Origin of the sequence: Bradyrhizobium sp. 197 (assembly GCF_023073375.1) — a bacterium.
Classification (GTDB): Bacteria; Pseudomonadota; Alphaproteobacteria; order Rhizobiales; family Xanthobacteraceae; genus Bradyrhizobium.
The window spans coordinates 206,995-221,002 of the sequence record NZ_JADPJJ010000100.1 but is presented as its reverse complement, the minus strand read 5'-3'; the positions used below and the strand labels follow the sequence as shown (position 1 = coordinate 221,002).

Here is a 14,008-nt window from a genome sequence, read left to right as displayed (position 1 = left end):
ATTGCTTCCTGTGGATAAGGGCCGCGGATCTGCGCGCGCTTGGGGCGCCCTTGTCCGGGACGACGTGGGAGAGATCACGCCACGCGCGGCACGGCGTCGAACCGGTTCACCACGATGTCCCGCTTGGTCTCGTCCACCCGCACCGTCATGTCGAAGCGGCCGTCGTGCAGTTCCTTCACCAACACCTCGGCATTGCGGTGCAGCCAGCTGATGCCGGCGCCATCGGCCGCGTCGATCGAAAGGTCGAGCGTGGTGCGTTTTGAGGCGAGCCGTTCCTCGATAGCGGCAAGAAGTGCGTCGACGCCCTCGCCTGACACCGCCGAGACCAGCATCGCCGGGTGGTCTTCCGGCCTGCGCGCAGCGATGTTCAAAAGCTCTTCGCGCTGCTCGGCGTCGTAACGGTCGATCTTGTTCCAGACTTCAATGATGCGGCCTGAGTCATCAGGATTGATGCCAAGCTGGCGCAGCACGGCGTCGACGTCGCTCTGCTGCGCCTCGGCGTCGTCGTGCGAGATGTCACGCACATGCAGGATGACGTCGGCCTCCAGCACCTCTTCCAGCGTGGCGCGGAAGGCGGCGACGAGTTGCGTCGGCAGGTTGGAGATGAAGCCGACGGTATCGGACAGCATCGCCTTGCCGCCGTGCGGCAGGGTGAGCGCGCGCAGGGTCGGGTCGAGCGTGGCGAACAGCATGTCGGCCGCCTGCACATCGGCGCGGGTCAGGCGGTTGAACAGCGTCGACTTGCCGGCATTGGTGTAGCCGACCAGCGCGACCACGCGATACGGCACACGCTGGCGTCCTGCACGATGCAGACGCCGCGTCGCCTGCACCTTCTTCAGTTCGCCCTCGAGCTTGGAAATGCGCTCCTGGATCAGGCGGCGGTCGGCTTCGATCTGCGTCTCGCCGGGACCGCCCATGAATCCAAAGCCGCCGCGCTGGCGCTCGAGATGGGTCCAGGAGCGGACGAGGCGCGAGCGCTGGTAGTTGAGATGCGCGAGCTCGACCTGGAGCGAACCTTCCTTGGTCTTGGCGCGGCGACCGAAGATCTCCAGAATGAGGCCCGTGCGGTCGAGCACCTTGGCCTGCAATTCCTTCTCGAGATTGCGCTGCTGGATCGGTGCCAGCGCGCAATCCATCACCACGAGCTCGACATCAAGGCTCTTGATCAGCCCGGCCATCTCCTCGACCTTGCCCTTGCCGATGTAAGTCGCGGGCCTGATCTGGTTGATCGGCGTGATGATGGCGTCGGCAACGACGAGATCGATCGCGCGCGCGAGGCCGGCGGCTTCATCGAGCCGGGCCTGGGCGTCACGCAGGATATGGCTTTCCGATTGCGCGTCGGCACCACCCGCGCGCACCCGCAAGTAGGGGCCGATGACAAGCACCCGCCCCGTTTGCTTGGCCCCTGCCGACCGCGGACGGTCGGCATCCCCGTCGAAATTCCGGGGTTCCAATCAGATCACTCTCAAGCCGGCTCCTCGCCGCCTTCGAACAACTGGATCGGAGCGCCCGGCATGATGGTCGAGATCGCGTGCTTGTAGACGAGCTGCGAGTGACCGTCGCGCCGAAGCAGCAAACAGAAATTGTCGAACCAGGTCACGATGCCCTGGAGCTTCACTCCGTTGACCAGAAAGATCGTCAGTGGCGTTTTAGTTTTGCGAACGTGATTAAGGAAGGTGTCCTGCAGGTTTTGTGCGCGGTCTGCCGCCATTGTTTTTTTCTCGCTTTGAGTTTCTTTTTATTGCGCCGGTTGCGGCCCTCTTTCTGAAATTCGGCGCCTCTCCCGGTTGCCGTCCCTCATGAGATCCCCCTCGGAAGGAACAGCGGTGCGATTAGAGGACAGGTGGGCTTATTAGGCAAGCCGCTTCACGCGCCAGCCCACGCCGTATGGCTCCGAAAAACTACGGAAATCGATGATTTTCCTCGCCTATCTCCGCCACGTCGCGGCGTCAGCCGACACCGAGCGCCTTCAATTTCCGGTGCAACGCCGAGCGTTCCATGCCAACAAACTCGGCCGTGCGAGAAATATTTCCTGAAAAACGGCTGATCTGTGCAATCAAATAGTCGCGCTCGAACACTTCGCGCGCTTCGCGCAGCGGCAGGCCCATGATGTGCTCGCCATTGTTGCTGGTCGGCATCGCCGGAACCATGGAGCCGACGTCCTGCGGCAGCATGTCGGCGGTGATGATGATCTCCGGGCCGCCCGCCGCCAGAATCATGACTCTCTCAACGTTGTTGCGGAGCTGACGCACATTGCCGGGCCAGACATGCGACTGCAGCACCGCCATCGCGTCTTGCCCGATCTGGCGCTTGGGGAGGCCGCTGCCCGCCGAAATCTGCTCCATGAAGTAATCGATCAATTCCGGAATGTCCTCACGACGCTCCGACAGCGCGGGCACGCGGATCGGCACCACCGAGAGCCGATGATAGAGGTCCTCGCGGAAATGGCCGCCCGCGATCTCCTCTTCCAGATTGCGCGCGGTGGAGGAGATGATGCGGACGTCGACCTGCACCTTGCCGTTGCCGCCGACGCGCTGAAACGACTGCTCGACCAGCACGCGCAAGATCTTGTTCTGGGTTTCTCGCGGCATGTCCGCGATCTCGTCGATAAACAGCGTGCCGCCATGGGCCTCTTCGAGCGCGCCGGACTTGCGCGCGTGCTCGCCGTTGGACTGCTCGATGCCGAACAGCTCGTGCTCCATCCGTTCGGGCGTGATCGCCGCGGCGTTGATGACGACGAAGGGGCCTTCGGCACGGCCCGAGGCCGTGTGCAGCGTGCGTGCGGTCAGCTCCTTGCCGGCACCGGCGGGGCCGACGATCAGGATGCGGCTGTTGGCCTTGGCCGCACGCTCGATAGTCTGGCGCAGCTGGTTCATGCTGGGCGAGCGGCCGACGAGCGAGCTTGCACTCGGCGCGAGCTGCTTCAGCTCCTTGACCTCGCGCTTGAGCCGCGAGTTCTCCAGCGCTCTGGTGGCGACCAGGATCAGCCGGTCGGTCTTGAACGGCTTCTCGATGAAATCGTAGGCGCCGCGCTTGATCGCGGCGACCGCGGTTTCGATGTTGCCGTGGCCGGAGATCATCACGACCGGCAGATCGGGGTTGTCCTTCTTGACCTGCTCCAGCAGCTGCAAGCCGTCGAGCTTGGAGCCCTGCAGCCAGATGTCGAGAAACACCAGATGCGGCCTGCGGTTGGCGATCTCGGCGAGCGCCGTATCGCTGTCGCGCGCGGTCCGGGTCACGAACCCCTCGTCTTCGAGGATGCCCGCAACGAGATCCCGAATATCGGCCTCATCATCGACAATCAGAATTTCACTTGCCATGGGTCGCGCCTGTTTTCTCAGCTGCCTGTTGAGGCTTCGGTTTTCGTTGAATCATTGGTCTTTTCAGCCGGCTCTTTGGTTTCAGTGGCCGGCTCTTTTGTTTCCATATCCTTGACGGATTCCGTGACCGTTTCCCTGATGTCCGGCTTGGTCGTTGCCGCGGTCACCGGTTCGGCCCCCTCGCTTTTCGCGGGAGTGCCGGAGACCGCAAAACGCATCCGCATCCAGGCGCCGCGCTGGCCCTCGCGGAAGTCGGAGGCGTCCTTCAGTTCGATGCGCCCGCCATGGTCTTCCAGCACGCGGCCGACGATCGCGAGCCCAAGGCCGGTGCCCTTGGCGCGTGTTGTCACATAGGGCTCGAGGAGGCGCGAGCGCGCCACCTTGGGCAGGCCGATGCCGTTGTCGACGACGTCGATCAGCACGTCCTCGCCCTCGCGCGACGCCACGACGTCGATCCGGCCTTTGCCGAGCTCCTCCAGGGGGACCTGCTCGATCGCCTCGGTGGCGTTCTTGACGATGTTGGTGACCGCCTGCGAGATCAGCCGCCGGTCGAACTGGGCGCGCAGCGGGTCTTCCTTGAACTCGGCCTCGATATCGATCTCCGGATGGGCGACCTTCATCAGGAACACCGCCTGCCGCACGGTGTCCACGACGTCCTCGCCCTCCATCACCGGCTTCGGCATCCGCGCAAAGCGCGAGAACTCGTCGACCATGCGGCGGATATCGTCGACCTGGCGCACGATGGTGTCGGTGCACTGTTCGAAGATCTGCTTGTCCTTGCCCTCGGTGATGTCCTTGCCGAATTTGCGGCGGATGCGCTCGGCGGAGAGCTGGATCGGCGTCAGCGGGTTCTTGATCTCGTGGGCGATGCGGCGCGCGACGTCGCCCCAGGCCGAGGTGCGCTGCGCCGAGACTAGATCGGTGATGTCGTCGAGCGTGATGATGTAGCTGTCGTGCGGCTGGCTGGTCTTCTCGGCGCTGACGCGGACCGACAGATTGCGTTCCTGCCCGTCACGCGTAATCGTGATCTGGCCCTGCACCAGGCGCTGGGTCCCTTCCCGCGCCGTCTTCATCATCTCTTCGAGCTCGGGCAGCACGTCGGAGAGCGGATGGCCGAGCGTCTCGGCTTCGGAGTGCCCGATCAGCTTTTCCGCGGACCGGTTGAGGATGCCAACGCTGCCTGAGGTATCGACGCCGATAATGCCGGCGCTTGCGGAGGACAGCACGGCTTCGATGAAGCGGCGGCGGCTGTCGATGAGGTCGCTGGCGTTGACGAGCTCGTCGCGCTGGCTGCGCAATTCCTGCGTCATCTTGTTGAAAGTCTCACCCAACTGGGCGAGATCGCCTTCCGATTGGTGCACCGGCACTTTCACATGGAGATCGCCGGTCGAGACCGTCTGGGCCGCGTTCATCAACCGCCGGATCGGCGAGACCAGCGAGTTGGCGAAGTTGAGGCCGATGATCACCGAGGCCATGAGGATTGTCAGCGCGATCACCGCGAACATCAGTGCGAAGGCGACCTGGATGCCGAGCCGGCGCGACTCGATCTGGGCGTATTCGGCGACGCTGAGCTCGGTCTGCTTGAGCTGGTTGACGACGTTCGGATCGAGCGGCCGCGCGACATAGAGGAAGGTGTCGCTGAAGGCACGCAAGCGAACCACCGCGGCGACGAAGCTCGCATCGGGCAGCACCGCGATCTCGGGCTCGGATTCGTTGACGTTGCTGAGGAAGTCCGGCGCCGGCGGCGAATAGGCCAGCCGCATGCCGGTGTCGGCGGATTCGAGAATGTTGGTGTTCTTGTCGATGATCATCGCGCCCGGCAGGTTGCGCGAGGCGGCGCTGGACGTCAGCAGCTCGCGAAACGAGCGGCGATCCTGATCGTAGAGCGGCCGGGCGTGGGCGATGTCGTTGGCCATGCCGAGGATGTCGCCGCGGATCAGCTGCGCATGGTCCTGCATGTAGGCCCGCGCGATCGTCAGCGAGTTCTGGATCACCTCCTTGGTCGGTCCGGAGAACAGGCGGTCGAGGCCGCGCTCGATGGTGACGTTGGCGACGACGGCGACCAGCACCGCCGGCAGCACCGCCACGATCGAGAACAGGCTGACGATCTGGACATGGAGTCGCGCCGCCGCCCTGCCCCGCCGCCGCGCCAGGATCAGCTGCCAGAGCTCGCGGATGATGATGCCGACCAGCAGCAGGATCGTGCCCGCATTGATCAGATAGAACGAGCGGACAACCGCCGGCGTTGGCTCGATTGAAGTGAGGCCGGTCAGGACCATGAAGGTCAGGAACGCCGACAGCAGCGCCAGCGCCACGGCGAACGGCGCCAGCCAGCGTCGCGCCGACCAACGCCGGGGCTCTTCCGCTGGGGCCGTGTCAAAGGATGCGGCCGAGGTCTCTGCGCTGGTCATTCCGGCAATGGGTGCTGAAAACGGGATCCGCGGCGGGCGGATACTGATGTATTCGTACCACATTGTTGCCGAATTGCGACAATTCCGCGGCGTCCAGGCAGCGACCGACCGGCGCATCCACAGGCCGCTGTCGCAAGACCTCGCTTGCGGGAACGGTTTTCCGGCCCAGCGGCTTAACCGGGCATGGACAAGTTCTATCTCGCAATGATGGTGTCGGCCGTGCTGCTGCTGATTGTGGCCGCTGACCTCCTGGTCAACGGCCCCGGCTTGCAGGTGCCGCCGGCGAATGTCGCCAGCATGATGCCGATGACAGGCCGGCTTGTCAGATAGTGTGTGAGGCCGCATCCCGCGGCTGAATGACCATTTTCAATGTTCCAGCGGAACATTTCGGTCCAATCAGGACTTCTGCCCACCGCGTCAGCCATAACGGCCAGCGCGATCCGGACAGGCTCAGCTCTCTTTGGTAGGGGGAGCTGAGCCACCGTCCGTTCCGGGAAAGCTAGCCCCCGCTTCGATAAACCTGGATATCGAGATCCCGGATCTTCTTCCGCAGCGTGTTGCGGTTGAGGCCGAGCAGATCGGCGGCGCGTATCTGGTTGCCGCGGGTGGCGGCGAGCGCGGCCGTGAGCAGCGGCACCTCGATCTCCTTGAGGATGCGGTGATAGAGGCCCGGCGGCGGCACGCCGTTCGGGAAGCCCTGGAAGTGCGAGGAGAGATACGCCTCCACCGCGCCGCCGAGATTGTCGACGCCATGCTGGACTGCGGCACCCGGGCTGACCGTGGGTGGCGCCAACTCGCCGTCGATGACGGAGCCGGTGATCACGTCCTGCGGATAGAGCGCCGCGAGGCGCCGCGCCAGGTTTTCGAGCTCGCGCACGTTGCCCGGCCAGCGGTGCTGCTTCATCCGCTCCAGCGCCAGCGTGTCGAGCTTTTTCGGCGGCAGGCCGTCCTTCTCGGCGAGCGCGAAGAAATGGCGGATGAGATCCGGCAGGTCCTCGATGCGCTCGCGCAAGGGCGGCAGCCGCAGCGGCACGACGTTGAGGCGGAAGAACAGATCTTCGCGGAACAGGCCCTGCTGGATCAGGACGCGCAAATCCTTGTTGGAGGCAGCGACAATGCGCACGTCGGTCTTGATCGGGGTGCGGCCGCCGACGGTGGTGTATTCGCCCTGCTGGAGCACGCGCAGCAGGCGGGTCTGCGCCTCCATCGGCATGTCGCCGATCTCGTCGAGGAACAGCGTGCCGCCTTCGGCCTGCTCGAACCGGCCGGAGGCGCGGGTGTTGGCGCCGGTGAAGGCGCCGCGCTCATGGCCGAACAGTTCGGACTCGATGAGGTCGCGCGGGATCGCCGCCATGTTGACCGCGACGAACGGGCCGTTGCGGCGCTTGCCGTAATCATGCAGCGCGCGCGCCACCAGCTCCTTGCCGGTGCCGGACTCGCCCGTGATCATCACGGTGAGGTCGGTCTGCATCAGGCGCGCCAGCACGCGATAGATTTCCTGCATCGCCGGCGAGCGGCCGACCAGCGGGATCGCCTCCATCTCGGCGTCCTCGTTCGGCGTCGAGACCCGTTCCTTCGGCTCGGCCAACGCACGGCCGACGATGGCGATCAGCTCCTTCAGGTCGAAGGGCTTTGGCAGATATTCATAGGCGCCGCGCTCGGAGGCGCGGATCGCCGTCATGAAGGTGTTCTGTGCGCTCATGACGATAACAGGCAAATTCGGCCGCATCTTCTTGATCCGCGGCAACAGGTCGAATGCGTTCTCGTCGGGCATCACTACGTCGGTGATGACGAGATCACCCTCTCCCTGGCTGACCCAGCGCCACAGCGTCGCGGCATTGCCGGTGAGCCTGACTTCGTATCCGGCCCGCGACAGGGCCTGATTAAGAACCGTGCGGATGGCGGTGTCGTCATCAGCTACGAGAATGCTACCTGCGGGCATCGTTGATCCTCATTTTGCCCCCTGAGATGCAGACGACGACTTCCCGGCAGAGCCGTCGCGACTGCTGTGATCGGCATGTTTCACCGATGTGGAATATATCGGCATCAGCACGCGGAACGTGGTCTTGCGCGGCTGAGATTCGCATTCGATGATGCCCCCGTGATCGCCGATGATCTTTGCGACCAGCGCGAGGCCGAGGCCCGAGCCGGTCTGCTTGGTGGTCACGAAGGGATCGAACAGGTTGGTCAGGAGATCGTCCGGCACGCCTGGCCCGTTGTCCTTCACGCAAAATTCCAGCGGCAGGGATACACGGGATTTTTGACCGGGGACTGACAGGCGCACGCCGGGGCGGAACGCGGTGGTGAGCTGGATCTCGCCGTCGGGAACGTCGATCAGCGCTTCGGCGGCGTTCTTGACGAGGTTGAGGAACACCTGGATGAGCTGGTCCTGGTTCGCCAGCACCGGCGGCAGCGACGGATCGTAATCCTCGACGAAGCGGATGTTGCGGGCAAAGCCGGATTGCGCCAGCCGTTTGACGTGATCGAGCACCGAATGGATGTTGACGGGACCGCGCACCACGGGACGTTCATCGCCGAACACCTCCATGCGATCGACCAGCGTCACGATGCGGTCGGCCTCGTCGCAGATCAGCCGCGTCAGCATGCGGTCTTCGGAAGAGGCCTGCTGCTCAAGAAGCTGCGCGGCGCCGCGGATGCCCGAGAGCGGGTTCTTGATCTCGTGCGCCAGCATCGCGGCGAGCGCGATCACCGAGCGCGCGGCGCTGCGATGGGTGAGCTGGCGGTCCATCTTGTCGGCGATGGAGCGCTCTTGCAGCATCACCACGATATGGCCGGGCCGTTCCGTGAGCGGAGCAACGTGCAGATCGACCTGGCGGTCTCCGCCCATGCGCGGCGTGCCCAGATCGACCTTGTATTCGTTGACCGCCGCGTTCGACGAGCGCACCTGATCGATCAGCGCCAGCAAGGGACTGCCAAACGGCACCAGCTCTTTCAGCGACTGCCGCTTCAGAAACTGCGTCGAGATATCGAAGAAGGCTTCCGTTGCGATGTTGGCGGCAACGATCTTGCCGTCCGGCCCGATCATGAGCACGGGATTGGGCAAGGCATCCAAAATCGCGTCGTTGTCGGACGGAACAGGCCGACGATGTTCAGCAGCTGAGCTCATGCAGCAGCGCTCCATGCGAAGTCGTCGAAGGCATCTTGCAGTGACTGATGGACGAGCCGGGGATCCTCCGAGGTGAGGATCTTCTGGCGCCAGGATTTCAGCTTCTCGGCCGGCGCACGGCTCACATCGGCCGCGACGTCGAGCGCCCAGCCGAGATGTTTTCGCGCGTGCCGCAGACCAACGCGCAGCCCATAGAGCGCGCAGACGCCTTCATAGAGCGTGCGGACATAATGCAGCTGCGTCTCGAGCGACGGCGTGGCTTCCGCCGCCCCGCCTTTCAGGCGTCGGCCGATCTCACCGGGCAGCCAGGGCTGGCCCTGCGCGCCGCGGCCGATCATCACGGCGTCGGCGCCGGAGGCTTCGAGCGCCGCGAGCGCCTTCTCGAAAGTGGTGATGTCGCCATTGACGACGAGCGGAATGGAGATGGCATCGCGCACGGCGCGGATCGCGTCCCAATCGGCCTCGCCCTTGTAGAACTGGCAGCGGGTGCGGCCGTGCACGGTGACCAGCTTGATGCCTGATGCCTGCGCCCGCCGCGCCAGTTCCGGCGCGTTGCGGGTGCGGTCGTCCCAGCCGAGCCGCATCTTCAGCGTCACCGGCACCTTCACCGCCGCGATCGTCGCCTCGATCAGGCTGACGGCATGGTCGAGGTCGCGCATCAGGGCCGAGCCGGACTGGCCGCCGGTGACGTGGCGGGCCGGACAGCCCATGTTGATGTCGATGATGTCGGCGCCTTCGGCTTCGGCAATCCGGGCGCCCTCCGCCATCCAATGCGTCTCGCAACCGGCGAGCTGGACCACGTGCGGACCGATCCCGGTGGCTTCGCAGCGCAACCGGGACATCCGATGGCCGTTGGCGAGCTCATCGCTGGCGGTCATTTCGGACACGACCAAACCGGCTCCCAGCTCGGCGGCGAGCCGGCGGACGGGCGAGTCAGTCACCCCCGACATCGGTGCCAGGAAGACCGGGGTGGCGACTTCAATATCGCCTATTTTCAACAGCTTAGAGTCTGATACTGCTGAGCCGGTCACAGGAGTTCCGTTCCGTTGGCAGGGGCCTCATCGCGCCTGCCATGACCCATCTTGCGCACAATTCTTGTGCAGTCAAGCGTCATGCCTACAGTTTAGACAGTTCTGCAGAACTTTCAAGTGCAGTGCAGCAAAATGCTGAATCCCACAATCCGGGGAAACCCCTTTTTTTGCGGGCCTGCCGTGCTAGAGGCATGCGGCATCTCCCCTCTCCCCGACTCTCGTGATCACCAACTGAGTATTTGAGTCCTATGGCGAAATCACAGCGCACCGCAGTCGTTCTCGTCGCGGCCGGACGCGGCCTGCGCGCGGGCGCCGGTGGTCCCAAGCAATATCGCGAGATCGGCGGTGTGCCCGTGATCTATCGCGCCATGGAAGCCTTCAGCCGCCACGCGGACGTGTTTGCGGTGCAGCCGGTGGTGAACCTCGACGACAGCGCCATCTTCATCGCGGCGGTCGCAGGGTTAAAGCACGAGGCGCCGACGAATGGCGGGGCCACGCGGCAGGCCTCGGTGCTCGCCGGTCTCGAAGCGCTCGCCAAGCACAAGCCGGACATCGTCCTGATCCACGACGCCGCGCGGCCCTTCGTCTCGGAAGGCGTGATCTCGCGCGCGATCGATGCGGCCAGCCGCACTGGCGCTGCGATCCCCGTTGTTCCCGTCACGGATACCATCAAGGTCACCGGCGAGAACGGCAATGTCGAGGACACGCCGGACCGCGCGCGGTTGCGAATTGCGCAGACGCCGCAGTCCTTTCGTTTTGACGGCATCCTCGAGGCGCATCGTCGCGCGGCCAAGGACGGGCGCAGCGATTTCACCGACGATGCCGCGATTGCCGAATGGGCGGGATTGACGGTCGCAACCTTTGAAGGCGATGTTGCCAATATGAAGCTCACTACCCCCGAGGATTTCGTGCGCGAGGAAGCGCGGCTGGCCAGCCTGCTCGGCGACATCAGGACCGGCACGGGCTACGACGTGCACGCTTTCGGTGACGGCGACCATCTCATGATTTGCGGCGTGCGCGTGCCGCACACCAGAGGCTTCCTCGCCCATTCCGACGGTGATGTCGGCCTGCATGCGCTGGTCGACGCCATCCTCGGCGCGCTCGCCGACGGCGACATCGGCTCGCACTTTCCGCCCAGCGACGCAAAGTGGAAGGGCGCCTCCTCCGACCAGTTTCTGAAATACGCTATCGAGCGCCTTACCCAGCGCGGCGGCCGCATCGCCAATCTCGAGGTCACGATGATCTGCGAGCGGCCGAAGATCGGCCCGTTGCGCGACACCATGCGCGCGCGTATCTCCGAAATTTCCGGCGTCGACATCTCGCGCGTCGCGGTGAAGGCGACCACCAGCGAGCGGCTCGGCTTTACCGGCCGCGAAGAAGGCATCGCGGCCACCGCGAGCGCCACCATCCGCCTGCCCTGGAGCGTGTAAGGTCATGGGCAGCAGCGACGCACGCGCCCTCTCCCGCTCGCTGCTCGATCTATGCCGGATGCGCAAGCTGACGATCGCGACGGCCGAGTCCTGCACCGGCGGCTTGGTCGCCGGCGCACTGACCGATATCCCCGGCTCGTCCGACGTCATCGATCGCGGCTTCGTCACCTATTCCAACGACGCCAAGCGCGCGATGCTGGGGGTCGAGGCGAGTACGCTCACCAATTTCGGCGCCGTCAGCAAGGAGACCGCGACCGCAATGGCAGTCGGTGCGCTGGAACGCGCCGACGTCGATCTCGCGGTGGCCATCACCGGCATTGCCGGCCCCGGCGGCGCCACGCCCGGCAAGCCGGTCGGCCTCGTCCATTTCGCCGTCGCCGCGCGCGACGGCCGTATTGTCCACCGCGAGCATCGCTTCGGTGCGATAGGCCGCACCGCAGTGCGCCAGCGCTCGGTGGTCGAGGCGCTGCGCATGCTGATGGACCTCGCCCGCGGCCCAGTTCAAGCCAAGCCGCGCCGCGAAGCCGCGGTAACCCGCCTGCGACCCCGCGTGACACGCTCGCCGCGCCGGCACGCCGCGAAGCGCAGGACTCCGCGGTCGCCGCGGGGGTGAGACCCCTCACGCAGCCGCGAGCAGCGCACTCGCATGGTCGAGCACGCACTGCTTGACCGCATCGGCCTCGGACGGCTTCGCTCTTGCGCTGACCGTCAATTCCAGGATCGGCGCTGCCGGATTGGCGACGTCGACGACCTTGGAGACGCGGACGGCAGGCTCTGCCTGATCGTCGATGCGGGAGTCGTTGCGCAACTCCTTCAGGATCCGGTCCGCTAGCGCATTGGCGGCGCCTGCCGGGACCGGAAACGCCACCTTGACCTCGCCGGTGCCGGGATAGGCGCTGTGGTTGACGATGGCTGCGCCCCACACCTGCCCGTTCGGCAACAGGATCTGCGTGTTGTCAGGCGCAACCAGTTCCGTCATGAACAGCGACAGCGACTTCACCTTTCCAGCCTTGCCGGCGACCTCGACGTCATCACCGATGTGGAAGGGCCGGAACAACAGCAGCATCACGCCGGCGGCGAGATTGGAGAGCGTGCCCTGTAACGCGAGACCAATGGCGAGTGATGTCGCGCCCAATACGGCAACGAGGCTCGCGGTCTGGATGCCGAACAGCTGAAGCACGGCGATGCCGACCACAGCCAGCACGCCGTAGCGCGTGACGCTCGAGACGAACAAGGTCACGAGCGGATCGACCCGATGCGCAACGTTGAGGGCGCGCGTGACGAAGCGCTGCATCGCGCCGGACAGATACCAGCCCACAGCGAGCAGCAGGATCGCGTAGATCGCATTCAGCCCGTACAGAACCAGCGATGCTTTCAGCGTGTCGAAATTGATGGTCATGAGCTCTCACCCGGGGCAATCCGAAGAGAACTCGTGGCGGCGCGAAATGATCCCCTTGCCGCAGAGGGAACACAAATCCCTTAGCGCGGACGGAGCGAAGCGCAATCCCCGGGCCACGATCCCGTTGTGTTGCCCGACGGGCAAAACACACAAACAGCGGGTCAATCGGCTCACCTCAAAATATTCGTCTTTACAGAAATTCTGATTTGTCGCATCGTCCCGCCACCTCATCCCTGTCAGAGGGGCGTATCGCGATCGTCACGAACGCGGGATGAGTTGTGGTGGACGCAGGCAGCATCGGCGCGTAGGGCCTCCTGGGCGGGAAACCGTGAGCGAGGGCGTCGCGCACACGACCGGTGCGGTCTGCGTACGGCAAAACCGTGTCGTCCTGACGCCCGGGGTCTGCGCGTCAAGTCTTGTGGTGATGTGGGTTGCCCGACCGGGCACGCGCATCAGCCATCCGCAAGGCGACGGGGGCAATAGTGCATCGCTCCCCGGGGAGAGCTCGGCATAAGCCGTAAAACCACTGCGCAGGGAAGGCCGGTTGTTTGGCTTCACCTGTATGCCGCTGTGCAGATTCGTGTAGCCACGTTCGCACAGTGGACCGTGGGTGCCAGCCGGCACCCGGTCTTCCCTGTGCCCTCCGATACCTGAGGGCCACGGCAAAAAGCAAACCTCGGGCGAGAAACGTCGCGAGACTGCAAACCTGTGTTTGCTTGTCAAAATGCACGCAGATTTTGTCGAAACCGATCGGGATCGCAAATCTGCATCCGCCACCAAACGTCATCGCTCCCTGCCATCTTGGCGGCGGAGCTACGACGATGCCAGCTTCCGCCGTCCGTAGATCGCGTCCGCACGCTTCTCGAACGCGAGGGAGAACCGCGCGAACGCGGCGTCGAACATCGAGCCCATCAGCAGCGCCAGCATGCGGCTCCTGAATTCGTAGGCGAGGAAGAAACCGACATCGCAGACGCCCTCACCTTTGGGCTCGAACGTCCAGCGGTTTTCCAGATTGCTGAAAGGACCTTGCAGATATTCGACCAGGATCTTCAAATTGGCGCGGTCGAGCGTCACGCGGCTGGTGAAGGTCTCCTTGACCAGCTTGAACGACACCGTCATGTCGGCGACCAGCACCTCGGTGCCGTCGGGTTTCGCCATGCGCTGACGGACCTTCAGCGCGCTGCACAGCGGCACGAATTCCGGGTAGCGCTCGACGTCGGCGACCAGATCAAACATCTCGGACGCGCTGTGATCGACACGGCGCTTGCTCGAAAATTTGGGCATGGCGGT

Annotated in this window: 12 protein-coding genes; 3 read left to right on the top strand and 9 right to left on the bottom strand. The window is 64.6% G+C overall.

The features are described from left to right. Positions 1-74: 74 nt before the first annotated feature. The 4 genes from hflX to IVB27_RS24250 form a co-directional block, all read right to left on the bottom strand. Positions 75-1,454 carry a GTPase HflX gene (gene hflX, locus IVB27_RS24265; protein ID WP_247445694.1) on the bottom strand — a complete coding sequence of 460 codons (1,380 nt, stop codon included), beginning with the start codon at positions 1,452-1,454 and terminating at the stop codon, positions 75-77. A gap of 11 nt (positions 1,455-1,465) precedes the next feature. Continuing rightward, the gene (gene hfq / locus IVB27_RS24260) at positions 1,466-1,711 is read right to left on the bottom strand and encodes an RNA chaperone Hfq (protein WP_247353387.1); all 246 of its coding nucleotides are present in this window, start codon (positions 1,709-1,711) and stop codon (positions 1,466-1,468) included. Positions 1,712-1,949: 238 nt separating this feature from the next. Further along, entirely contained in the window at positions 1,950-3,320 is a 1,371-nt protein-coding gene (ntrX, locus tag IVB27_RS24255) for a nitrogen assimilation response regulator NtrX (protein ID WP_247445693.1), read from the bottom strand. 17 nt (positions 3,321-3,337) lie between these two features. After that, positions 3,338-5,731 carry a sensor histidine kinase gene (locus IVB27_RS24250; protein ID WP_247445692.1) on the bottom strand — a complete coding sequence of 798 codons (2,394 nt, stop codon included), beginning with the start codon at positions 5,729-5,731 and terminating at the stop codon, positions 3,338-3,340. 183 nt (positions 5,732-5,914) lie between these two features. Here IVB27_RS24250 and IVB27_RS24245 point away from each other — a divergent pair, with 183 nt between their 5' ends. Beyond that, on the top strand, positions 5,915-6,061 hold the full coding sequence (locus tag IVB27_RS24245) for a hypothetical protein (RefSeq protein ID WP_247353393.1): 147 nt from the start codon (positions 5,915-5,917) through the stop codon (positions 6,059-6,061). 169 nt (positions 6,062-6,230) lie between these two features. Here the strand turns inward: IVB27_RS24245 and ntrC are convergent, their stop codons facing one another. Genes ntrC through dusB form a run of 3 tightly spaced genes read right to left on the bottom strand, consistent with a single transcriptional unit; the run spans position 6,231 to position 9,856 of the window. Next, positions 6,231-7,673, bottom strand: coding sequence for a nitrogen regulation protein NR(I) (gene ntrC, locus IVB27_RS24240; protein ID WP_007610301.1), 1,443 nt, complete (start codon positions 7,671-7,673; stop codon positions 6,231-6,233). A gap of 9 nt (positions 7,674-7,682) precedes the next feature. Beyond that, a complete protein-coding gene (locus IVB27_RS24235; RefSeq protein ID WP_247445691.1) occupies positions 7,683-8,858 on the bottom strand; it encodes a two-component system sensor histidine kinase NtrB in 1,176 nt (391 codons plus the stop codon). Next, positions 8,855-9,856, bottom strand: coding sequence for a tRNA dihydrouridine synthase DusB (gene dusB / locus IVB27_RS24230; RefSeq protein WP_247445690.1), 1,002 nt, complete (start codon positions 9,854-9,856; stop codon positions 8,855-8,857). Before dusB ends, IVB27_RS24235 begins: the two co-directional genes overlap by 4 nt. A 281-nt stretch (positions 9,857-10,137) precedes the next feature. Between dusB and IVB27_RS24225 the strand changes: the two genes are divergently transcribed. Both IVB27_RS24225 and IVB27_RS24220 read left to right on the top strand, forming a co-directional pair. After that, positions 10,138-11,319 carry a bifunctional 2-C-methyl-D-erythritol 4-phosphate cytidylyltransferase/2-C-methyl-D-erythritol 2,4-cyclodiphosphate synthase gene (locus IVB27_RS24225; RefSeq protein WP_247445689.1) on the top strand — a complete coding sequence of 394 codons (1,182 nt, stop codon included), beginning with the start codon at positions 10,138-10,140 and terminating at the stop codon, positions 11,317-11,319. Positions 11,320-11,323: 4 nt separating this feature from the next. After that, complete coding sequence (locus tag IVB27_RS24220) at positions 11,324-11,932, top strand: CinA family protein (RefSeq protein ID WP_247353402.1); 609 nt, start codon at positions 11,324-11,326, stop codon at positions 11,930-11,932. Positions 11,933-11,938: 6 nt separating this feature from the next. On the opposite strand, the gene IVB27_RS24215 is transcribed toward IVB27_RS24220, so the two are convergent. Together IVB27_RS24215 and IVB27_RS24210 are read right to left on the bottom strand one after the other, a co-directional pair. Then, entirely contained in the window at positions 11,939-12,718 is a 780-nt protein-coding gene (locus IVB27_RS24215; RefSeq protein ID WP_247445688.1) for a mechanosensitive ion channel family protein, read from the bottom strand. An 813-nt stretch (positions 12,719-13,531) separates the two neighbouring features. After that, positions 13,532-14,002, bottom strand: coding sequence for a type II toxin-antitoxin system RatA family toxin (locus tag IVB27_RS24210; RefSeq protein WP_247353406.1), 471 nt, complete (start codon positions 14,000-14,002; stop codon positions 13,532-13,534). Positions 14,003-14,008: the final 6 nt, after the last annotated feature.

Coding starts and splice junctions, on each gene's coding strand:
- IVB27_RS24215 (WP_247445688.1), bottom strand. CDS start 12,718: ATGACCATCAATTTCGACACGCTGAAAGCATCGCTGGTTCTGTACGGG.
- IVB27_RS24210 (WP_247353406.1), bottom strand. CDS start 14,002: ATGCCCAAATTTTCGAGCAAGCGCCGTGTCGATCACAGCGCGTCCGAG.
- hfq (WP_247353387.1), bottom strand. CDS start 1,711: ATGGCGGCAGACCGCGCACAAAACCTGCAGGACACCTTCCTTAATCAC.
- IVB27_RS24235 (WP_247445691.1), bottom strand. CDS start 8,858: ATGAGCTCAGCTGCTGAACATCGTCGGCCTGTTCCGTCCGACAACGAC.
- IVB27_RS24225 (WP_247445689.1), top strand. CDS start 10,138: ATGGCGAAATCACAGCGCACCGCAGTCGTTCTCGTCGCGGCCGGACGC.
- IVB27_RS24220 (WP_247353402.1), top strand. CDS start 11,324: ATGGGCAGCAGCGACGCACGCGCCCTCTCCCGCTCGCTGCTCGATCTA.
- IVB27_RS24245 (WP_247353393.1), top strand. CDS start 5,915: ATGGACAAGTTCTATCTCGCAATGATGGTGTCGGCCGTGCTGCTGCTG.
- IVB27_RS24250 (WP_247445692.1), bottom strand. CDS start 5,731: ATGACCAGCGCAGAGACCTCGGCCGCATCCTTTGACACGGCCCCAGCG.
- ntrC (WP_007610301.1), bottom strand. CDS start 7,673: ATGCCCGCAGGTAGCATTCTCGTAGCTGATGACGACACCGCCATCCGC.
- ntrX (WP_247445693.1), bottom strand. CDS start 3,320: ATGGCAAGTGAAATTCTGATTGTCGATGATGAGGCCGATATTCGGGAT.